The organism is Shinella sp. G-2 (genome assembly GCF_050172695.1).
Lineage (GTDB): Bacteria > Pseudomonadota > Alphaproteobacteria > Rhizobiales > Rhizobiaceae > Shinella.
Genome location: NZ_JBBEYH010000022.1, coordinates 59,767 through 80,626 on the forward strand (window position 1 = coordinate 59,767; position 20,860 = coordinate 80,626).

The following is a 20,860-nucleotide window of genomic DNA, read 5'->3' on the forward strand; positions in this document are numbered from 1 at the left end:
GAAGCCCGCCGTCCGTTCCGTCCTGCCTGTCGCGCTTAGCGATAGGGCGAGTAGCAGACGCGATAGACGCCGCCGCCCGCATGGTAGCGGTTGGTATAGGGATCGTAGGTGCGGTAGCGGTTCATGCACCAGCGCACATGCGCGTTACGCCCGCCGCCATAGTAGCGGGGCTGCTCATAGCGCGGGCGATAGTAGCGGCGCTCATAGCCGTAATACGGGCGATGATGGCGGCGATAATAGCGCGGACGCTCGCAGCCATAGCCGACGCAGAATTCCACCTGCGCCTTCTGCACGTCGCTTTTCGTCTGTACGTTCATATCCGGCACGGCGAGCGGGACGGCCTGGGCCGCGCCCATGGGCGCGATTGCGGAGGCAATGCCCATCGCACAACCGAAAACGAGATTCCGAATCTTCGACATGTGATCCTCACTGTTCTCGCGGGATGTTTCCCGCTTTTCGGGATATTTCCCTGTCACGTCCCTGCTTTGCATTACGTTCACGTATTTTGTTTTATTCATGATCGAGACCGTGTTTGAACGGGATGTATCGCAGGATTTTCAATCCGCAAGGGGCGTGAGGACAGCATGAGCCTGAAATTCGGAACCAGCGGCCTCAGGGGTCTTTCCGTGGATCTGGAAGGGCCGGCAAGCGCGCTCTATGCCACCGCCTTCGCCCGCCATCTTCTCGCCGCCGGCCTTTCCAGGCCGGGAGACGAGATCCTGATCGGCCGCGACTTCCGCGCGTCCAGTCCGGCAATTTCCGCCATCGCCGTCGCCGCCCTGCGCAGGGCCGGCCTTGAGCCGCGCGATTGCGGTGAATTGCCGACCCCGGCGCTGGCCCTGCTCGGCCTTGCCCGCAAGGTCGCCTGCCTGATGGTGACGGGCTCGCACATCCCCGCCGACCGCAACGGCATCAAGTTCTACCGGCCCGACGGCGAGATCGACAAGGCGGACGAGGCCGCGATCACCGCCGCCGCCGAAGCGCTCCGCACCGAGGGCGCCGTCTTCGATGCCGCGCAGGAAGCGGCCGAGGACCTGCACGATGCCGCCATGGCGCTCTACGGTCACCGCAACCGCACGCTCCTGCCGGAACGCAGCCTGGCGGGCCTCAGGGTCGGGGTCTATCAGCACTCCACCGTGGCGCGCGATCTCTTCGTCTCGGTGCTCGCCCATTACGGTGCCGACGTCGTCGCGCTCGGCCGCTCGCAAACCTTCATCCCGGTCGATACCGAGGCCGTCTCGCCCGAAACCGTCGCGCTTCTCAGGGGCTGGGCCGTCGAGCACGGCCTTCATGCCATCATTTCCGCCGACGGCGATGGCGACCGGCCGCTGATCGCCGACGAAACAGGCACGCCGATCCGTGGCGACCTCATCGGCCTCATCGCCAGCCGCTTCCTTGGCGCGACGGCGGTCGCAACGCCCGTCACTTCCAATTCCGGCATCGAGACCGCCGTCGCGGGCGCGGTGCTGCGCACCAGGGTCGGCTCGCCCTTCGTGATCGCGGCGATGAACGAGGCCGTGGCCGCGGGCGAGACGGGCGTCGCCGGCTTCGAGGCCAATGGCGGCACGCTGACGGCGACGACCTTCACGGTGAACGGCCATGCGCTCGCCCCGCTGCCGACCCGCGACAGCCTGATGCCCGTCCTCGCCGTCCTCGCCCTGCGGGCGGCCGAAGACAGGCCGCTCTCCGAAATCGCCGCGCGATTCGCCCTGCCCGCCGCGGCAAGCGACCGGCTGGAGAACTTTCCCGTCGAGACGAGCGCCGCGCTGATGGCCGAGCTGCGTTCCGGCGCCGGCGCGCTTTCCGCTTTCCTCGCGCCCATCGGCGTGCCGCAGAAGATGAGCGACATCGATGGCCTGCGCGTGACGCTGGAAAACGGCGCCGTCATCCATTTCCGTCCCTCGGGCAATGCGCCGGAAATGCGCTGCTACGTGGAAGCCGCCGACGAGGCCGCCGCCGCGCAGCTTCTGGCCGCGGGCCTCCAGCGCATCCGCGATTGGGCAATGAGCCGCTAGCGGCTCGTCGGTGAAAGTTTTCGCCAAGCTGTTGCGAAAACTTCAAAAAGCCTGTTGACACCGGAGGGCGGTCCTTCTACATCGCTCTCCGTCGCCCAGATGGCGGAATTGGTAGACGCGCAGGTTTCAGGTACCTGTGCCGCGAGGCGTGGAGGTTCGAGTCCTCTTCTGGGCACCAAGTTTCCGTATGGCTGTCTTAACAGCCAAGAAAGCCCGGTTTTCCGGGCTTTTTCTTTGCGCGCTTTCCGTCAGGCGCTGCTGGAGGCCGGGCCGAACGCAGGCAGGCGGGCATTGCGGCTCCACAGCCGCCCCGGCTCCTCGATATAGCGAAAGGTCAGCACGGCAAGGGCGACGGTCGCCAGAAGCATGAAGACCTGCAACGCATCGCCAAACCAGAGCGAACCGTCGATGGACAACAGGCGCGGCGTCTTGCCGTCGACGACCGGCAGATCCATGAAGAAGGAGAAGCCCGTCGTTTTCTACAGCATCATGGCGAGCGCCCGGGCGACGGCGCGCACGAGCGCGTGCACCATGTAGATCGAATAGGATAGCGCGCCGATCACCAGCATCGGCCGGACTTTCAATGCGTCGCTGACACGCCCCTTCTCGCGCGCGAAGAGCAGGACCATGCCGGTGAACAGCACGGGCGTCGCCACCGCAGCGGTGCTGTGCCCGTCGAGCGCGGCAAGGCACAGGCAGAGCAGGACGACAGCCGCGCCCTCGATCAGCGTATCGGTGCGGCGGCCGAGGGGTTTGTCGAGAACGGCGAACAGCGCGCGCAGGCGGAAGCTCACGACGCCGAGCGCGAAACCGTAGAGACAGCGAACGAGGCCGTAGTCGTAGGTCGAATCCATCCTGTTCGGGCTGAGCAGCACCAGCGCGACGGCGCCGACGACCGCGATCACGAGCCAGGGCAGCATCCTCGATCCGAGCCAAAGCGTGATCAGGGTAAAGACGACATAGGCGCCGAACTCGGCGCTGATGCTCCAGCTTGGAAAATTCAGCCACAGGGCGGAATTGATGCCCGTGCCTTGAAGCAAGAGCGCATTCGTCACGAGGGCGTGCAGAATCTCCGGGCTTGCCCCGTCCTTGGCGATATCGATGGGGACGAACAGCAGCATGGTGACGAGGTGAAGGGGATAGATGCGTCCGAGTCGCAGGAACAGGAACCGGCCGGGGCCGAAACCCTGCATCAGACGCGCCTGATAGTTCGCGGCGATCACGAAGCCGCTGAGCACGAAGAAGAAGTCCACGAAGAGGTAGGCGTTGCGAACGATCCCCGCCGACTGAATGTGGCTGAAGACGTTGAAATGAAACAGAGCGACCATGCAGGCGCAAAGACCGCGCCAGCTATCGAGGGCCTCGTATCGGCGAGCGTGCATCGGTTTCCCCCATCGTGCGTCTTGGGAAACATACTCCAGAAGATTGCGTAGCGATGGAGAAAATAAACTTAAGGTTACTTTTCGAAGGGCTGCAAGTCGGCCGGGCCGCCTCTTCTTCCGGTCGATCTTGCCGCTGGTGCGCGGCCTCTTTCCGCACCTCCCAGGCAAAACAGAATCTTCCCGATGCACCCTTGCGTGCTGGGCGGGATAGGCACATAAGCCTCCGGAATAATCATTTGCCTTTTTTTGATCAGGATCATCGTGGCCCCGTCTCAACATGATGCCCATAAATCGGGCATTCTGTCCAAATTCCGGCTGTTCACTCCCATTCTCGCCGGCGCCACGCTCAAGGAACGCCTGATCGGCTGCCTCGGGGCCCTGATCGGCATTTGCCTCACCGGCTTCGTCTGCGGCCTCGTCATGGGCAACGACCCGCATCTCCCGCTGATCGTCGCGCCCATCGGCGCCTCCGCGGTCCTGCTCTTCGCCGTTCCCGCCAGTCCGCTCGCCCAGCCCTGGTCCATCGTCGGCGGCAACACGATCTCCGCCCTCGTCGGCGTGACGGTCACGACCTTCGTCACCGATCCGGCGCTCGCCATCGGGCTTGCGGTCGCGCTGGCCATTCTCGCCATGTCCCTGACCCGTTCGCTGCATCCGCCGGGAGGCGCGGCGGCGCTCACCGCCGTCATCGGCGGGGCGGCGGTCGCGCGCGCCGGTTTCTGGTTCCCCTTCGTGCCGGTCGCGATCAATTCGCTGCTGCTCGTCGGCGTCGGTATCCTCTTCCACAAGCTTTCCGGCCGGCAATATCCGCATCGCCAGGCCGTTGCGCCCGTCAACACGCACAAGACGGCCGATCCGCCGGCGGCCTTCCGTGTCGGCTTCAACACGGACGACATCGACGCGGCCGTCGCGAACCTCAACGAAACGCTCGACATCAGCCGCGCCGACCTCGACGCGCTGCTGCGCCAGGTCGAACTGCAGGCGCTGCTGCGCCAGCGCGGCGACCTGACCTGCGCCGACATCATGTCGCGCGACGTGGTGACGGTGCCGCTGGACGCGACCGCCGACATGGCGCGCACGCAGCTGCTCGACCACGACATCCGCACGCTGCCGGTGCTCGACGGCGAGGGGCGGCTCGCCGGAACGGTGGGCCTGCGCGAACTGGCCGCGATGACGCCCGCCGCACATCTGCCGATCTCCGAAGCGGCGACGGCAAACCCCTCCGACCCGGCGATCGGCCTTCTGCCGCGCCTGACGGACGGCACGATCCATGCGGTGGTGGTGATCGACGAGGCGCGTCGCGTCGTCGGCATCATCTCCCAGACCGATCTTCTGGCCACGCTTGCCAAAAGCCTCTCCCAGACCGGCTTGCCCGCCGGCCTGATGAGCGGCCACGGGCAGGGTATCTGACGATGCCCGGACGATGTCACGAGGGCCGGCCGGCGCCAGACCGGCGGCCCGATTATCAGGAACCATAGTATCGAGACGAAAGGAGTGTCGCCATGGCGACTGTCGACGAGAAGCTTGAACCGATCCTTGCCCAGGTGTTGCAGCGCAACCCGGCGGAACCGGAATTCCACCAGGCGGCCCGAGAGGTGCTGGAAAGCCTCGGCCTCGTCGTCTCGAAACATCCCGGCTATCTGACGGATGCGCTGATCGAGCGCATCTGCGAACCGGAGCGCCAGATCATCTTCCGCGTGCCGTGGGTCGACGACAAGGGTCAGGTGCAGATCAACCGCGGTTTCCGCGTGCAGTTCAATTCGGCCCTCGGTCCGTACAAGGGGGGCCTGCGCTTCCACCCCTCCGTCAATCTCGGCATCATCAAGTTCCTCGGCTTCGAGCAGATCTTCAAGAACGCGCTGACCGGCCTGCCGATCGGCGGCGGCAAGGGCGGTTCGGACTTCGATCCGAAGGGCCGTTCCGAGGGCGAGATCATGCGCTTCTGCCAGTCCTTCATGACGGAACTCTACCGTCATCTCGGCGAGCACACGGACGTGCCGGCCGGTGACATTGGCGTCAGCGGCCGCGAGATCGGTTGGATGTTCGGCCAGTACAAGCGCCTGACCAACCGCTTCGAGGCCGGCGTCTTCACCGGCAAGGGCCTCAGCTACGGCGGCTCGCTGGTGCGCAAGGAAGCGACCGGCTACGGCGCGGTCTATTTCACGCGCGCCATGCTGGAGAGCAAGGGCACGGGCTTCGAGGGCAAGAAGGTCACGGTTTCCGGTTCCGGCAACGTGGCGATCTACGCCATGGAACAGGCAATCAAATACGGCGCCAAGGTCGTCGCCTGCTCCGACAGCAGCGGCTACATCCTCGACGAGGACGGCATCGATCTCGATCTCGTCAAGGAGATCAAGGAAGTGCGCCGCGAGCGCATGTCGGAATATGCCAGGGGGAAGAAGGGCGCGCACTTCATCCCTTCGGGCAAGGGCTCGATCTGGGACGTTCCCTGCGATGTCGCGCTGCCCTGCGCCACGCAGAACGAACTGACCGGCAAGGACGCCAAGACGCTGATCAGGAATGGCGTCATCGCCGTCGCCGAGGGCGCCAACATGCCCTCGACGCCGGAAGCCGTCCGCGCCTTCCAGGAGGGCGGCGTGCTCTTCGGCCCCGGCAAGGCGGCCAATGCCGGCGGTGTCGCCACCTCCGCGCTGGAAATGCAGCAGAACGCCAGCCGCGACAGCTGGAGCTTCGAGACGGCGCGCGAACGCCTCGGCCAGATCATGCAGGGCATCCACGACCGCTGCGCCGAAACGGCCGAGGAATATGGCGCCAAGGGCAACTACGTGCTCGGCGCCAACATTGCCGGCTTCATCCGCGTGGCCGAGGCCATGCGCGCGCAGGGCGTGATCTGATCCACCGATCCGCTCAGGCGGCGGACGGCCCCGGACCCTGTCCGGGGCCGTTTTCGTTGGCGGGGGCAAAGGCGCGCTCTTCGAGCCCGCCGGCGATCAGGCGGAAGGACGGGCGCACCGGGTCTTCGCCGACCTTTCCGGCCGCCGGCCGGAAGAGCACCTTTTCCAGCACGATCCAGTCGCGCCGCCCCTCCGGGCGGTCGAAGCCGATGGCCTCGCCCTCGCGAAGACCGAGAAGCGCGAGACCATAGAAGGTGGTGATCGGCAGGAAGGCGCTGCCGGGCACATAGGTGCCGGGCAGGCAGAGCGTGCGGGCATCGGTGAGCCCGCTTGCGCAGCGGAAGGCGACGCGCGTGTCGATCGCCGCAAGGCCGGCCGGGGCCGGCGCATCCGCCGGCATGCGGGCGAGCGCGCGCTTGCGCGTCAGGAGCGCCAGCCATTCCTCCGTCAGCGGCGGCCAGTCGGCAAACATCTTGTCCAGCACGTAGCCGTCGCGTGCCGTGAGCAGTCCGGTTTCCCGTTCCATCGTCAATCTCCATCCTTCCCACCGTCCGGCGGGCGTCCTCGGGTCGTGGCGGAAAAGCCCCCCTGACCGCACGCGCGGCGCAGGGGGTCAGGATCCTGCGACGAGGCAGCCTCCGATGCGCCCGGACGGGGAGCCGGACAGGGAGAAGGACAGGAATTTCATCGACGGGAACCTCAGGAGGCGCGGGCGGCGTCCGGCGCGGCATCCTGCACCGCGATGACGCTGAGACGGCGCACCCGGCCGTCGCGCGCGGCCCATTCTATGGACTGGCCGGCGGAAAGACCGATCAGCGCCGCGCCGACCGGCGTCAGCACGGAAATGCGCTGGCGGGAGATATCGGCGTCCTTGGGGAAGACGAGTTCGGCGGTCTGCGGCGGCTCGTCGTCGATCTGGAATTCGGCAATGGAACCGATGCGCATGACACCCGGCGCCATGCGCGCATCGTCGACCACCTTGGCGCGATCGAGTTCGACGGCGAGCTGTTCGGCGGCGTGCGGATCGCGCTCGGCCAGCATGTCGGCGAGGTTGGAAAGGCGCGCGTGTTCGGAACGGGCGATGGTGATGGTGGGCAGGCGGCCCTTGGTCTTGATGGCGGTCATGGAAACCTCGCACGGGTTCTTACGGCCCCGAGGGCGCGCAGAAATCGGAAAACTTGGGAAAGGATGTCGCGCAATTCCGGCGCGGTTCTCGAAAAATGACGGAACCGCTATCGCCCCACGGCCGGGGCGCGACGCGACCAAGCCGAGGGGCTAGTGTCCTGCGAGAGGAAACAACCGTTTCAGAAATCGGGCAAAGTCGTGCGTCGTCATCATGCGCCTATGATGGGGGGAGGGGGCGGGGAAAGTCAAGCAGCCCCGTCGGGGGCGCGGCCGAACGCCGCCCCTGCGACGGACTGCCGGTTTGACAGACGCCAGATGCGGGCAGATAGCTCGCATGTCCCTTACAAGCGGAGCCCTGTCATGATCGAAGATCTTTTCGTCCGCAACAAGGCTTGGTCCGCCGAGCGCAAGGCGGAGAAGGCGGACTATTTCGAGCGCCTGTCGACGCTGCAGCAGCCGGACTATCTCTGGATCGGCTGTTCCGACAGCCGCGTGCCGGCCAATGTGATCGCCGGGCTGGAACCGGGCGAGGTCTTCGTGCACCGCAATGTCGCCAACCTCATCCACCCGGCCGACCTCAACATGCTCTCGGTGGTCGAATATGCCGTGCACCAGCTTGGCGTGAAGCACATCATCATCTGCGGCCACTATGGTTGCGGCGGCATCCGCGCGGCCGTCAGTGGCGAACGCTTCGGGTTGATCGACCATTGGCTGCAGCCCGTGCGCGACGTGGCGGACCGGCAGTTTTCGTGCCGCGAATGCTGGAGCGATACCGACCTCGACCGGCTCTGCGAGGCCTCCGTCGCCGCACAGGTCGAGCGCCTTGCCCGTACGCCGACCCTGCAGGCCGCCTGGCAGGCCGGCAAGGACGTCGCCATTCACGGCTGGGTCTACGGCTTGCAGGACGGGCTGCTTTCTGATCTCAAATGCACGGTGAGGGGTGTCAGGGGAGGCTAGGCCATGTCCGTGCACATCAAGCGCGTCTATGACGCGCCGGAGGAGAACGACGGCGCGCGCATCCTTGTCGACCGGCTCTGGCCGCGGGGCATCTCCAGGGAAAAGGCCGCCTTCGACGAATGGGCGAAGGATGTTGCGCCCAGCACCGAGCTGCGCCAGTGGTTCGATCACCGGCCGGAGCACTGGGCGGAATTCAAGGATCGCTACCGCGCGGAGCTAGAGGGCAATCCCGCGGTGGAGGACCTTCGCGCCCGCGCCAAGGCCGGCCCGGTGACGCTGCTCTACGGCTCGCGCAACCGCGACTTCAACCATGCGGCCGTGCTGGCCGATGTGCTCGCGGACACGTGACCACGGCCGTCTTGCCCTCCGCTTTGACTGCAAAATTCTTGCACCGTGGCGGCAATAGAATTCATTTGTCAGGAATGAGCATCCCCGCCATTTTCCTCGCGTAACATGAGGAGCAGCATCGATGTCCGAGCGAACGGCGAACGAAGTTCAACCGGAAACCGTTGCTGCGGCGCATGGCGTGGCGAGCGATACCGCCTTTGGCGCGATCGCGCCGCCGCTCTACCTTTCCAGCACCTATGAATTCGCCGATTTCGATACGCCGAGGGCCTACGATTACGGCCGCGTCGGCAATCCGACGCGCGACCTGCTCGGCGAGGCGATCGCCCGGCTGGAAGGCGGCGCCGGCGCGGTGCTGACGCCGAGCGGCATGGCCGCTGTGGACCTTCTCGTCAGCCGGCTTGCCGTCGGCAGCGTGGTTCTGGCGCCGCACGATTGCTACGGCGGCACGATGCGGCTCCTGAAGGCGCGCGCCGATCTCGGCCAGATCAAGCTGCGGCTGGTGGACCAGTCGGATATCGAGGCCTTCAAGGCGCGGCTCTGGGATCATCCGGCGCTGGTGATGATCGAGACGCCGAGCAATCCCCTGATGCGGGTGGTGGATATCGCCGTCCTCTCGGCCCTTGCGAAGGCGACGGGCGCGAAGGTCGCCGTCGACAACACCTTCCTGTCGCCGGCCTTGCAGAAGCCGTTGTCGCTGGGGGCGGATTATGTGCTGCATTCGACCACCAAGTTCCTCAACGGCCATTCGGACGTCATTGCCGGCGCGGTGATCGCTGCCGATGCGCAGGAGGACCGGGCGCTGAAGCGCTGGGCCAACGTGACCGGCGCCATCGCCGCGCCCTTCGATTCCTGGCTGACGCTCCGGGGCCTGCGCACCCTCTTTGCCCGCATGGCCGGGCAGGAGCGCAATGCGCGGGCGGTCGCGGAGCGGCTTGCCGCCCACCCCGCCGTCGCCCGCGTGCACTATCCCGGCCTTGCCGACCATCCGGACCACGCGCTTGCCGCAAGACAGCAGCGGGGATTCGGTGCCATGATGAGTTTCGAGCTTGCGGGCGGCGTGCCGGCGGTGCGGCGCTTCGTGCGGGCGGTGCGCATCTTCACGCTGGCCGAATCGCTTGGTGGTGTCGAAAGTCTGGTGGCGCATCCGGCGACGATGACCCATGTCGACATGGGCGCCGATGCCCGTGCGCGCGCCGGCATCGGCGACGGCTTGCTGCGGCTTTCCGTGGGGCTCGAACATGTCGACGATCTCGTGGCCGGGCTGGAAACGGGCCTTTCGGCCTGCTGAAGCCCATGGGGGAGGGACGTGATGGCCGATGACGATACCCCTGCCACCTTCGCCTCGCCGGCCTGCTTCCTGCACGAGGTCGACCCCGCCTATTCCGGGCTCCCCGGCCCGCTCGACCTGCAGGCCTGGACGGATGTGAACCGCTGGCGCAAGGCCGAGCGGGAACGGCTTATCGCCGCGCGCCTTGCCGGGCCGGCAGAGACGCGCGCCGCCGAAAGCGAGGCCATCGCGGCGGGCGTGCTGGCCGAGATCGGCGATGTCGCGGGGCGTATCGTCAGCGCCTATTGGCCGTTTCGCGGCGAGCCGGACCTGCGTCCCTTTCTGGAGGCGGTCGTCGCGCGCGGCGGGCAGACCGCCCTGCCGGTCGTGGTGGAGAAGGGCCGTCCGCTGGAATTCCATCTCTGGCAGGCCGGCGAGGCGCTGGGGCGTGGCGTCTGGAACATTCCGGTGCCGGCGGCGCACAGGCCCTGTCTGCCCGATATCGTGATCGCGCCGGTCGTCGGCTTCGATCCCGCCTGTTACCGGCTCGGCTATGGCGGCGGCTTCTTCGACCGGACGCTGGCGGCGCTGCCGGCAAGGCCGCGCGTCATCGGCGTGGGCTCCAGCGCGGCGAGGACCGCAACCATCTATCCGCAGATGCACGATATCCCGATGGACCTGATCGTGACGGAGACCGGTGTGGTGCGGCCTCAGGACGTCTCGACCGTGCGGGCGTTGACGTAGAGCGCCCGGCCGGCGAACCAGCCGTTGACCGCCGCGCCGAGCCCGAGCAGCACGATGAGCACGGCGCTCCAGGCAAAGCTGCCGGTCCAGCCGCGGATGAGGCCGACGACGAGCGGGCCGACGGCGGCAAGCAGGTAGCCGACGCATTGCGCCATGCCGGACAGATGCGCCGCGACATGCGGGTCGCGCGTGCGCAGCACGATGACGGTCATCGCCACCGCGATCAGCCCGCCCTGGCCGATGCCCTGCAGCACGGCCCAGAACCAGACCGACCACAGCGGCGCGAAGAGCAGGCCGAGCAGCGCCACGACGGCAAAGGCGCAAAGCGTGACGTTGATCAGCCGCTGGTCCTTGCCGCGCACCGCAAGATGCGGCGCGACAAGGCAGGAGCCGGCCTGCACCATGACCGAGACGGAAACGATGGCCCCGGCCGTAACGCCGTCGAGGCCGCGTTCGCGCAGGATCGGCACCAGCCAGCCGAAGACGCAATAGGCGAGGGCCGATTGCAGGCCCATGAAGAAGGTGACGTGCCAGGCGAGACGGTCGCGCAAGAGGCCTTCCACGCGAAAGCCGGTGCGCTTCGCCTGCCGGCGCGTCGCCAGGACCTGCGGCAGCCAGAGGAAGCCGACGACGAGCGCGGGCAGCGCCCAGGCGGCGAGCGCGCCGTTCAGCGAGCCACCGAGGGCGTGTTCCAGCGGCAGCGTCAGGCCGGCGGCGCTGGCGGCGCCCGCGCAGAGCGCCATGGTGTACCAGCCGGTCATCAGCGCCGCCTTGTCGGGGAAATCGCGCTTGACGAGGCCGGGCAGCAGCACATTGCCGACCGCGATGCAGGCGCCGGCGAGCGCCGTGCCGAGAAAGAGCAGCGGAATGGAGGAGAGGCCGCGCAGGGCGGTGCCGAGCGCCAGCAGAAAGACGACGGCAAGCAGCGTGCGCTCGGTGCCGATGCGCTGGGCAAGGCGCGGGGCGAGCGGAGAGAACAGGCCGAGGCAGACGACCGGCAGCGTCGTCAGGAGGCTTGCGCCCGTGGGCGAAAGGCCGAGCACGTCGCGGATTTCCGGCAGCAGCGCCGAGGCGCTGGAAAAGACCACGCGCAGATTGAAGGCGATGAGCACGAGGCTGGCGCCGAGCAGGAAGCGCGCGAGCGGTGTCGGCGGCCGGTGCGGCTCGGGCGCGGGCACGCTGTCGGCTTCGGCGTCGATGAGGTCGATGGCGCCGGGATCGGTGTCGGCAGGATGGGTCATGACAGGAGCAGCCGGTCGAGAGCGGAAAGGACCGGCGCCATGAAGCGACGCACGGCGGCATCGGCGGCATCGGGGTCGCCGCTTTCGATGGCGTCGACGATGGCGGCATGGGCGGCCATGTCGGGTTCCGGCAGGTCCGCGCCAAGGCTCGCCTCGATGGTCTCGGCGATCAGCGTGGAGAAGAAATCGTACATGCCGATGAGCACGGCATTCCGCGAGGCGGCGATGACCGCCTGGTGGAAGGCGAGGTCGCGGGCGATGAAATCCGCCTTGTCGCCGCCGGCATAATTGCCGCGCGCGGCCAGCAGCGCGCGCAGGGTGTGGATATCTTCCGGTCTGTGGCGCAACGCGGCAAGCCGCGCCGCCTCGACATCAAGCGCCAGGCGCGCCTCGAACTGGTCGCGCAAGCCGGCGCGGCGGGCCATGGTGAGCGGGCGCGCGGTATCGGCCGCCGAGCGCACATAGGTGCCGGAGCCCTGCCGCGTTTCGAGATAGCCCTGCGAGACCAATACGCGCACCGCTTCGCGCACCGTACCGCGACTGACGGAGAGCATGGCGGACAGCGTCGCCTCGTTCGGCAGCTTTTCGCCGATCGCCCAGCGGCGGTTCTGGATTTCGCTGCGGATCGCCTCGACGGCCGTGTCGGCGAGATTTGTCTTGTTGAGGGGATACATGGATCTATAGTCACAAAGTCATCGGATGACTTTGTGACTATGCCTCTTTGCCGAAGACGTCAAACGAAATCGGCCGGCGTATTTGCACCGGCCGAACGTTCAGGGCGTGTCGAATTGCTTAGCCGGCTTTGATGGGCGCGGTGCGCGCGGTGAGCCATGCCGCGGCTTCGCCATCGAGCTGGCCGTCCATCGCGGCCGCGACCTCGGCATGATAGGCGTCGAGCCAGCGGCACTCGGCCTTGGTCAACGCGCCGAGATCGGCAAGGCGAAGGTCGATCGGGATGAGGGTCAGGGTGCGGAAACGGAGGAAGCCGTCGGGCTCGGCCACCACTTCCACCTGGTTCTCGATGCGGATGCCGTATTCGCCGGCCTTGTAGTAGCCGGGTTCGATGGTCGTCACCATGCCGGGCGTCAGCACGATCTCGTTGATGCGCCGGTCGAAGCGCTGCGGTTGCTCGTGCACCGAAAGGAAATGGCCAACGCCGTGACCGGTGCCGTGGTCGTAGTCGAGGCCGAGCTCCCAAAGCGGACGGCGGGCGAAGGCATCGAGATGGTGACCGCAGGTGCCGGGGGGGAACTTCAGCGCCATCATGGAGATGAAGCCCTTCAGCACGGCGGTATAGCGCTGGCGGATCTCGTCACTGACGGGGGCAAGGGCAGTGGTGCGCGTGGCATCCGTCGTGCCGGAAACATACTGCCCGCCCGAATCGAGCAGATAGACGCCCTTCCCGGTGATCGGCGCATTGCTCGCGGCGCTGGCCGCATAGTGACACATGGCGGCATGGCCGGCCGAAGCGGAGATCGTGCGGAAGCTCGGTTCGACGAAGTCCTCCGCCATCTGCCGGAAGGCGAGAATGCGCTCTTCCGCTTCCAGTTCGGTTATCGGCCTGCCGTTCGCGGCGCGGGCCGCGCCGTGTTCTTCCAGCCAGGCGAAGAAGCGGATCCAGGCCGCACCGTCGAGCCGGTGGCAATCGCGAAAGCCGGCAAGCTCCGCCGGGTTCTTGACCATCTTGGCAAGCGTGACGGGGCTGCGGTTGAGCCGCACCCGGCCACCGGCGATCCGCGCCGCATGGGCGACGGCGGAGGGGGCGAAGGCCGGGTCGAGCAGCAGCGTGCGATCGGGCGCTGCGCTGCGCACCCGCTCCAGCAGGCTTTTCGGCTCCGCCATCGCGACACCGTCCAGCTCGAAATCGGAGAGGTCGTTGGGCAGCTTGCGGTGATCGACCAGCCATTCGGCGGTGCCGGCGCGGTCGACGATGAGGAAGCTCTGCGGCATCGGGTTGAAGGCGACGTCGGAGCCGCGCACGTTGAGGAACCAGGCGATGTTGTCCGGCTGCGTCTCGACGAGGAAATCGGCGCCCTCATCGGCGAGCGCGGCGGCGATGCGCCGCTTCTTGTCCGCAACCGTCTCGCCGGAGCGGGCAATGGGGAAGGCGGCGATCTTGCCGAGGGGGCGTTCGGGCTGGTCCGCCCAGATCGTATCGACGAGATCGTCCGTCACCGGCACCCAATGCGCGCCGGCCGCCTTGACGGAGGCACCGCAATCCGCATCCCAGGTGGAGGGCAGCAGCATGGCGTTGAAGCCGACGCGCTCGCCGGAACGCAGGTTCTTGCGCAGCCAGTCCTTCAGCGGCGCGTCGTGGAAATGCTCGATGGCAAAAAGGCCCTGGTCGATCTCCTCGCGCACCTGCACCTGGTAGCGCCCGTCGACGAAGACCGCCGCGCGGTCGCGCATGACGATGGCGACGCCCGCCGAGCCGGTGAAGCCGGTGACATGGGCGAGGCGGTTGTCATGCTCGGCGCAATATTCGCCCTGGTGCTCGTCGAAGCGTGGAACGACATAACCGTCGAGACCCTCTTCGGCGAGCTTGGCGCGAAGGGCGGCGACGGGGGATTTCGGGGTCATGGCAGTGTCCTTGGAATGGCGTAGGGGTCAGGCGTCCGGCAACGCGCCGGCAAAATGGCAGGCCGCCATGCCGGCTCCGGCCGGGCGGAGCACCGGCTTCTCGCGCCGGCAGATGTCGGCGGCGTGCGGGCAGCGCAGATGGAAGGGGCAGCCGGGCGGCACGTTGAGCGGCGAGGGCAATTCGCCCGCAATGGCCGGCTTCTTTCGTCGCTGGCCGGGATCGAGCGACGGCGCGGCGGCAAGCAGCGCACGGGAATAGGGGTGCTCGGGATTGGCGAACAGCGCTTCCGAGGGGCCGATCTCCACGATGGCGCCGAGATAGATGACGGCGACGCGATGCGAGACATGGCGGACGAGCCGGAGATCATGGGCGACGAAGAGCACGGTGAGACCGAGATTGTCCTGCAGCTCCATCAGCAGGTTGACCACCTGCGCCTGGACCGAAACATCGAGGGCGGAAACCAGCTCGTCGGCGACGAGGCAGATCGGCTCCAAGGCGAGCGCCCGGGCGATGCCGATACGCTGGCGCTGGCCGCCGGAAAATTCGTGCGGATACTTGTCCGCCGCTCCGTCCGGCAGGCGCACGAGGTCGAGCAGTTCGTCGACGCGCCGGCCGATATCCGCACCGCTGCGCATGCCGTGCACGGTGATCGCCTCTTCCAGCGTGTCGCGCACCGTCATGCGCGGGTTGAGCGAGGTATAGGGATCCTGAAACATCATCTGGACGCGGCGATTGAAGGCCCGGCGCTTCGCCCCCTTGAGCCCGACGACGCTCTCACCCTCGAAGAGGATATCGCCGGCCGTCGGCCGGTTGAGGCCGGCGATGCAGCGGGCGAGCGTGGACTTGCCGCAGCCCGATTCGCCGACGATGCCGAGAGTCTCGCCGACCATGACGTCGAGCTCCACGCCGTTGAGCGCCGAGACCACCTTCTGCGGCCGCCGCGCCACCGTGTCGGCCAGCGAGCGCGGCTTGGAGAAGCGCATGGAGAGGTCGCGAATGGAGAGGATCGGGGTCATTGCGCGGCCTCGTGGAGGGAGAAAAAGGCCGCAGCTTCGGGGAGCCGGTGGCAGGCTGCAAGCCCCCCACCCGAAAGCGCGGCAAGTTTTGGCCGGATGTCCCGGCATTCGGGTCCCGCGACCGGACAGCGCGCCGTGAAGGCGCAGCCGGAGGGCATGGCGGCCAGCGATGGCGGCGCGCCGGGAATGGAATAGAGCGGCGTGCGCGGCGGCACGTCGCGCGGAATGGAGCGCAGCAGCCCGAGCGTATAGGGATGGCGGGCATGGCCGATCACCGTGGCCGTTTCCCCGGTCTCGCACAGCCGCCCGCCATACATCACCGCGACACGGTCGCAGGTCTCCGCCACCACGGCCATGTCGTGAGTGACGAGGATCATCGCCATGCCGAGCTCCTCGGCGAGCTGCTGGATGAGCCGCAGGATCTGGTCCTGGATCGTCACGTCGAGCGCGGTCGTCGGCTCGTCGGCGAGCAGCAGCCGCGGATTGGAGGCGAGCGCGATGGCGATCATCACGCGCTGGCGCATGCCGCCGGAAAACTCGTGCGGGAAATCGCCGAGCCGGCCGCGCGCGGCGGGAATGCCCACCATGTCGAGCAGTTCCACGGCGCGCGCCTTGCGGGCGCGGGCGTCGAGGTCCGTATGGGCGACGAGGTTTTCCTCGATCTGCAGGCCGACGGTCAGCAGCGGGTTGAGCGAGGACATCGGCTCCTGGAAGATCATTGCGATCTCCCGCCCGCGCACGGCGCGCAGGCCCGCCTCGTCGAGGGCGGCGAGGTCGCGGCCCTTCCAGAGGATATTGCCGTGGACGCGTCCGCGCGGCTGCACGATGCCGAGGATGGAGCGCAGCGTGATGCTCTTGCCCGAGCCGGATTCGCCGACGAGGCCGAGGATTTCGCCTTCCCGAACGGTGAAGGACATATCGTCGACGGCGACGAGGGGGTGGTCGGCCGGGCCGAATTCGGTGCGCAGGCCGCGCACCTCGAGAACGACGGGTCTTTCCATCGCAGTGTCCTTTCGGGCCATCTCAGCGTCCTCTAGGGCGGAGCAGGTCGGCCAGCGCATCGCCGACGAGGCTGAAGCCGAGGCCGGTGAGCACGATGGCTATGCCGGGCATCAGGCTCATCCACCAGGCGGTCATCAGGAAGTTGCGGCCCTCGGCGATCAGTACGCCCCATTCGGCCGCCGGCGGCTGCGCGCCGAGGCCGAGATAGCCGAGCGATGAGCCGAGCAGGATGGCGAGCGCCATGTCGGTCATCCAGTAGACGATGACGGGCGAGATGGCGTTGGGCAGCAGGTGGCGGAAGATGATGCGGCGGTCGGAATAGCCGAGCACGCGGCCGGCGGCGGCGTAGTCGTTGGCCTTCTGCGCCATGATCTCGGCGCGGGTGAGCCGGGCATAATAGACCCAGTTCACCGCCGTGATCGCCACATACATGTTGACGAGGCCGGGGCCGAGCACGGCGACGATGGCGATGACCAGCACGAGGAACGGAAAGGTGATGATGGCATCGACGCAGCGGCCGAAGATCATGTCCGCGATGCCGCCGTAATAGCCGACGAGCGCGCCGACCGTAACGCCGATGATGAGCGCGAAGACCGTCGCGAAGAAGGCCATCTGCATGTCGACCGAATAGGCCCAGATGACGCGCGAGAGCATGTCGCGGCCGAAATTGTCGGTGCCGAAGGGATGGGCAAGGCTCGGCCCCTGCTGGATCGCATTGAGATCGAAGGCGAGCGGGTCGTAAGGCGCCAGGACATGCGGGAAGATCGCCAGCGCCAGCGACAGGACGAGGATGGCGAAGCCGGTGACGAAGGCGGGTTTGCGGAAGGCGCGGCCGAGAAAGGCGCGCAGCCGGGACGGTCTTGCGGCGGAATAGGTGATGGTGCTCATGACTGGCGCAGCCTCGGATCGAGCCAGGACTGCACGACATCCGTCAAGAGGAAGACGACGGAGACGAGCACGGCGAAGGTGAGGGTCAGACCCTGGATGAGCGGATAGTCGCGGGCGAAGATCGCTTCCAGCATCAACCGGCCGACGCCGGGCACGGCGAAGACGGTTTCCGTCACCAGCGTGCCGCTCATCAGGTTGCCGATGGAAAGGCCGAGCAGGGTGACGGTGGAGACCATGGCGTTGCGCAGCACATGCCGGGTCATGATGATGCGGGGAGAAAGACCCTTGGCGCGGGCGAACTGGACATAGTCCGCATCCAGCACCTCGATCAGCGAGGCGCGCAGGTTCCGCAGGATGATCGCCGAGGTGTAGAGCGCGACGCTGAGCGCCGGCAGGATGAGGTGGTAGAGATTGTCGAGGAACGTCTTGCCGTAGCCGCCGACCGGGAAGAGGCGAAGCTGGGCGGCAAGCACGGTCAGCAGCATGAGGCCGATATAGAAGACCGGCATGGAAAGCCCGACCTGGAAGATGCTGCGGATGGCGATGTCGACCGCGCCGTTCGCCCGCGCCGCCGCGAGAAAGGCGAGCGGGCCGGCAAGGCAGATGGCGAGCACGACGGAATAGAGCGCCAGGAAGATCGTCGTCGGCAGGCGGTCGAGGATCACGTCGGCGACCGGCGCCTTCAGCAGGATCGAGCGGCCGAGATCGCCGGTCAGCGTGTTCTTGACGAAGACCGCGAACTGCACGGGCAGCGGCTTGTCGAGACCGAGATTGTGGCGGATCTGCTCGATCTGCGCGTCGGTCGCCTTGGCCTCGGCCATGGCGATGGCCGGATCGCCCGGCAGGAGGCGCACGAGAAGGAAGATGAAGACCATCACCAGCAGGAAGGTGGGAACGATCTGCAGCAGCCGCGCCAGAAGATAGGAAAGCGAAGGCATGGATGAACCTCTTGCCGCCCGCCGGCCTCCGAAGAGGCCCGGCAGGCGGCGGTCAGGCGGTTGTCACTCGGTTACTTGGCGCGCCAGGCCTCGGAAAAGTCGTTCGCGCCGAGCGGGGTCTGCACATAGCCTTCGACCGAGCGCGAGACGGCGGTGGCGAACGGCGTCTCGAAGAGGAAGAGCAACGGGGCTTCCGTGGCGTAGATTTCCTGCATGCGCTTGTATTCTTCGCGGCGCTTGTCCGGATCGACTTCGGAATTCGACTTTTCGAAGAGTTCGTTGAATTCCGCATTGTTCCAGCCGGTGCCCACGGCCTGGCGCTGCTTGTAGTAGCCCAGCCAGCCGGTGACCTGCGCCGGGTCGTTCACATCGTTCGCCCAGCCATAGGTGTGGATGTCGAAGGCGCCGGAGCGGTTCTTCTCGCCGCGCGTCGGGTTGTCGACCTGCTCGACGGAGAGGTTGACGCCGAGCGGCGCCCACATCTGCTGGAGCGCGGTGAAGAGCGTGGCGTCGTCGGCGCTGCCGGCGAGCGTCGTCAGCTTCACCTCGAAGCCGCCGGAAAGGCCGGCTTCGCCCAGCAGTTCCTTGGCCTTGTCAGGATTGTAGGGATAGAGCGGTTCGGGGCCGTAGTGGAGCTGCGTGGCGGCCGACATCAGCGAGGTCATCGGCTTGCCGGTGTCGAAGGTGACGAGCTTGATCAGCACGTCCTTGTTCGTCGCATAGTTCAGCGCCTGGCGCACCTTGGCGTCGGAGAGCGGGTTCTTCGCGCCGTCCGCCTTGGTCTCGCGGGTGTTGATCGGCGCGTAGACGATGCGGGTCGAGGGGAAGAGTTCCATCTTCAGGTTGGCGTCGGCGCTGAGTTCCCCGACGCGGGCGAAGGGAATGAACTCGGCCGCGTCGACTTCGCCGGCCTGCAGCTTCAGGATGCGCGTCGCGTCGTCGGGGATGACGACGAAGTTGACCTCGTCGAGATAGGGCAGCGGCTTGCCGTCCTCGCCGGAGCGCCAGTAGTTCGGGTTGCGGGCGAAGGTCATGCTGGCGCCCTGCACGCGGCTCTTCAGCGTGAAGGGACCCGATGTGACGGGGTTGCCGGCGAAATAGGCCTGCGCCTTTTCCTGGTCCGTCGCGCCGGCCGCCTTTTCGAAGGCCGCCTTCGAGACGATGCCGGTGTTGAAGGTGGCGAGGATCGACAGGATCGTCGGGTCGGGCTGCTTCAGCGAGAGGGTGATCGTGTTGTCTTCTGCCTTCACGCTCTCGACGGAGCCGAGCAGGCCGGCCCAGGGACCGAGATCGGGATTGCGCGCGCGTTCGAGCGAGAAGACGACGTCCTCGCCCGTCAGCGGCGAGCCGTCGGAGAACTTCAGGCCCTCGCGCAGCGTCAGCGTGATGGTCTTGCCATCCGCCGAGACATCATGGCTCTCGGCAAGGCCGGCGACGACGGAGCCGTCGGGGCCGTTGCGCAGCAGGGTTTCGTAGAGCGCGTTGATCAGCCAGAGGTCGGGGTTCCGGTCCGCCCAGACGGGGTCGATGATCGCCGAATCGTCATAGCGGGCGAAGGCCATCGATCCGCCGCGCTCGATGGCGAGTGCGGATGTGGCGGCGGCAAGGCTCAGGGTCGCGCCCATGAGAACGGGCAGAAAACGCTTCATGTCATTCCTCCTCGATTGTCCGGCCGGGCCGGTGCGGCGCACTTTGGATATTGGATCCAATTTTTCCGGACAGGATTGACCCCGAACCGGACTTAAGTGACGACGCTCTTGTTGTTCCCCCTTAAAAATCGGCGGCGGGCGCGATAGGCTCTATGGCTTGCGCAACCGACTTTAGTCAAACTAAAGTCCATCGCGCGGTGCAAGTCAAGCGGAAAGCCATGATGACCCTCGACGACGAAAAGACGCGCGGCACGGATGCCGAAAATCCCGGCAACGACATGCCGGCGCCGGCGGCGCTCGGCCAGATGCTGCGCGAACGGCGCAAGGACATCGGCAAGACGATGAAGCAGGTGGCGCAGGAAGCCGGGCTGACCGAAGGCTTCATCAGCCAGATCGAGCGCGGGCTTTCGACGCCCTCGCTGATCTCGCTCTACAATGTCGCCAATGCGCTCGGCACCAGCGTCGACACGTTCCTCTCCCAGCCGCCGCGCCACGAACATTCCATGGTGTCCCATGCCGGCGAGCGGCCGGGCTACAATGTCGCGACGAAGGACCGGGTCTACGAACTGCTGGAGCGGGGTTTTCCCGGCGCGATGCTGAACGGCTGCATCACGCAGATTCCGGAAGGCTACGTCTCGGAACTGACGAGCCACGAGGGCGAGGACTTCATCTACCTGATCGAGGGAGAAATCCTCTACGAGGTGGACGGCAAGGAATACCGCCTGACGGCCGGCGACACGCTGCACTTTCCCTCGAAACTGCCGCACCGGGCCCGCAATGTCGGCAAGGGCCCGGCGCGTGAACTGTGGGTCGGCACGACCCGGATCATCAAGGAAGACTGACCCGTCCCGG

At 66.8% G+C, this 20,860-nt stretch carries 21 protein-coding genes and 1 tRNA gene; 9 read left to right on the forward strand and 13 right to left on the reverse strand.

The genetic code is table 11. The features are described 5' to 3' along the window. Nucleotides 1–35 precede the first annotated feature (35 nt). Nucleotides 36–419 carry a BA14K family protein gene (locus V8U06_RS23265; RefSeq protein WP_226921087.1) on the reverse strand — a complete coding sequence of 128 codons (384 nt, stop codon included), beginning with the start codon at nt 417–419 and terminating at the stop codon, nt 36–38. 165 nt (nt 420–584) lie between these two features. On the opposite strand from V8U06_RS23265, the gene V8U06_RS23270 reads away from it, so the two are divergent. Both V8U06_RS23270 and V8U06_RS23275 read left to right on the forward strand, forming a co-directional pair. Continuing rightward, complete coding sequence (locus tag V8U06_RS23270) at nt 585–2,015, forward strand: phosphomannomutase (RefSeq protein WP_427142711.1); 1,431 nt, start codon at nt 585–587, stop codon at nt 2,013–2,015. 93 nt (nt 2,016–2,108) lie between these two features. Further along, nucleotides 2,109–2,193: transfer RNA gene (locus V8U06_RS23275), tRNA-Leu, on the forward strand. A gap of 70 nt (nt 2,194–2,263) precedes the next feature. On the opposite strand, the gene V8U06_RS23280 is transcribed toward V8U06_RS23275, so the two are convergent. Further along, nucleotides 2,264–2,470: a hypothetical protein gene (locus V8U06_RS23280; protein WP_427142712.1), complete on the reverse strand. Its 207-nt coding sequence runs from the start codon at nt 2,468–2,470 to the stop codon at nt 2,264–2,266. Between the two features lie 24 nt (nt 2,471–2,494). Further along, complete coding sequence (locus V8U06_RS23285) at nt 2,495–3,397, reverse strand: acyltransferase family protein (protein WP_427142713.1); 903 nt, start codon at nt 3,395–3,397, stop codon at nt 2,495–2,497. A gap of 255 nt (nt 3,398–3,652) precedes the next feature. Between V8U06_RS23285 and V8U06_RS23290 the strand changes: the two genes are divergently transcribed. Next, complete coding sequence (locus V8U06_RS23290; protein WP_427142738.1) at nt 3,653–4,807, forward strand: HPP family protein; 1,155 nt, start codon at nt 3,653–3,655, stop codon at nt 4,805–4,807. A gap of 92 nt (nt 4,808–4,899) precedes the next feature. Next, complete coding sequence (gdhA, locus tag V8U06_RS23295; RefSeq protein WP_427142714.1) at nt 4,900–6,252, forward strand: NADP-specific glutamate dehydrogenase; 1,353 nt, start codon at nt 4,900–4,902, stop codon at nt 6,250–6,252. Nucleotides 6,253–6,265: 13 nt separating this feature from the next. Here the strand turns inward: gdhA and V8U06_RS23300 are convergent, their stop codons facing one another. Both V8U06_RS23300 and rnk read right to left on the reverse strand, forming a co-directional pair. Continuing rightward, a complete protein-coding gene (locus tag V8U06_RS23300; protein ID WP_427142715.1) occupies nt 6,266–6,778 on the reverse strand; it encodes a hypothetical protein in 513 nt (170 codons plus the stop codon). A 173-nt stretch (nt 6,779–6,951) separates the two neighbouring features. Then, nucleotides 6,952–7,377, reverse strand: a complete 426-nt coding sequence (rnk, locus tag V8U06_RS23305; protein WP_427142716.1) for a nucleoside diphosphate kinase regulator — start codon at nt 7,375–7,377, stop codon at nt 6,952–6,954. Nucleotides 7,378–7,692: 315 nt separating this feature from the next. Between rnk and V8U06_RS23310 the strand changes: the two genes are divergently transcribed. The 4 genes from V8U06_RS23310 to V8U06_RS23325 all read left to right on the forward strand — a co-directional run bounded on the left by V8U06_RS23310 (nt 7,693) and on the right by V8U06_RS23325 (nt 10,693). Further along, entirely contained in the window at nt 7,693–8,334 is a 642-nt protein-coding gene (locus V8U06_RS23310; protein ID WP_427142717.1) for a carbonic anhydrase, read from the forward strand. Between the two features lie 3 nt (nt 8,335–8,337). Continuing rightward, nucleotides 8,338–8,682: a DUF488 domain-containing protein gene (locus tag V8U06_RS23315; protein WP_427142718.1), complete on the forward strand. Its 345-nt coding sequence runs from the start codon at nt 8,338–8,340 to the stop codon at nt 8,680–8,682. Between the two features lie 121 nt (nt 8,683–8,803). Then, a complete protein-coding gene (metB, locus tag V8U06_RS23320) occupies nt 8,804–9,970 on the forward strand; it encodes a cystathionine gamma-synthase (RefSeq protein WP_427142719.1) in 1,167 nt (388 codons plus the stop codon). Between the two features lie 21 nt (nt 9,971–9,991). Further along, complete coding sequence (locus V8U06_RS23325) at nt 9,992–10,693, forward strand: 5-formyltetrahydrofolate cyclo-ligase (protein ID WP_427142720.1); 702 nt, start codon at nt 9,992–9,994, stop codon at nt 10,691–10,693. On the opposite strand, the gene V8U06_RS23330 is transcribed toward V8U06_RS23325, so the two are convergent. The 8 genes from V8U06_RS23330 to V8U06_RS23365 all read right to left on the reverse strand — a co-directional run bounded on the left by V8U06_RS23330 (nt 10,660) and on the right by V8U06_RS23365 (nt 20,008). After that, nucleotides 10,660–11,934: a CynX/NimT family MFS transporter gene (locus V8U06_RS23330; RefSeq protein ID WP_427142721.1), complete on the reverse strand. Its 1,275-nt coding sequence runs from the start codon at nt 11,932–11,934 to the stop codon at nt 10,660–10,662. The genes V8U06_RS23325 and V8U06_RS23330 overlap by 34 nt on opposite strands. Next, nucleotides 11,931–12,608 carry a FadR/GntR family transcriptional regulator gene (locus V8U06_RS23335; protein ID WP_427142722.1) on the reverse strand — a complete coding sequence of 226 codons (678 nt, stop codon included), beginning with the start codon at nt 12,606–12,608 and terminating at the stop codon, nt 11,931–11,933. The genes V8U06_RS23330 and V8U06_RS23335 overlap by 4 nt, the downstream gene beginning before the upstream one ends. Nucleotides 12,609–12,726: 118 nt before the next feature. After that, nucleotides 12,727–14,514: an aminopeptidase P family protein gene (locus tag V8U06_RS23340; RefSeq protein WP_427142723.1), complete on the reverse strand. Its 1,788-nt coding sequence runs from the start codon at nt 14,512–14,514 to the stop codon at nt 12,727–12,729. A 27-nt stretch (nt 14,515–14,541) separates the two neighbouring features. Continuing rightward, on the reverse strand, nt 14,542–15,531 hold the full coding sequence (locus tag V8U06_RS23345) for an ABC transporter ATP-binding protein (RefSeq protein ID WP_427142724.1): 990 nt from the start codon (nt 15,529–15,531) through the stop codon (nt 14,542–14,544). Then, a complete protein-coding gene (locus V8U06_RS23350; protein ID WP_427142725.1) occupies nt 15,528–16,532 on the reverse strand; it encodes an ABC transporter ATP-binding protein in 1,005 nt (334 codons plus the stop codon). Before V8U06_RS23350 ends, V8U06_RS23345 begins: the two co-directional genes overlap by 4 nt. Before the next feature lie 22 nt (nt 16,533–16,554). Next, entirely contained in the window at nt 16,555–17,421 is an 867-nt protein-coding gene (locus V8U06_RS23355) for an ABC transporter permease (protein ID WP_427142726.1), read from the reverse strand. Then, nucleotides 17,418–18,359, reverse strand: a complete 942-nt coding sequence (locus tag V8U06_RS23360; protein WP_427142727.1) for an ABC transporter permease — start codon at nt 18,357–18,359, stop codon at nt 17,418–17,420. The genes V8U06_RS23355 and V8U06_RS23360 overlap by 4 nt, the downstream gene beginning before the upstream one ends. A 71-nt stretch (nt 18,360–18,430) precedes the next feature. Beyond that, nucleotides 18,431–20,008, reverse strand: a complete 1,578-nt coding sequence (locus V8U06_RS23365) for an ABC transporter substrate-binding protein (protein WP_427142728.1) — start codon at nt 20,006–20,008, stop codon at nt 18,431–18,433. A 218-nt stretch (nt 20,009–20,226) separates the two neighbouring features. On the opposite strand from V8U06_RS23365, the gene V8U06_RS23370 reads away from it, so the two are divergent. Beyond that, nucleotides 20,227–20,850, forward strand: coding sequence for a cupin domain-containing protein (locus tag V8U06_RS23370; RefSeq protein WP_427142729.1), 624 nt, complete (start codon nt 20,227–20,229; stop codon nt 20,848–20,850). Nucleotides 20,851–20,860 lie beyond the last annotated feature (10 nt).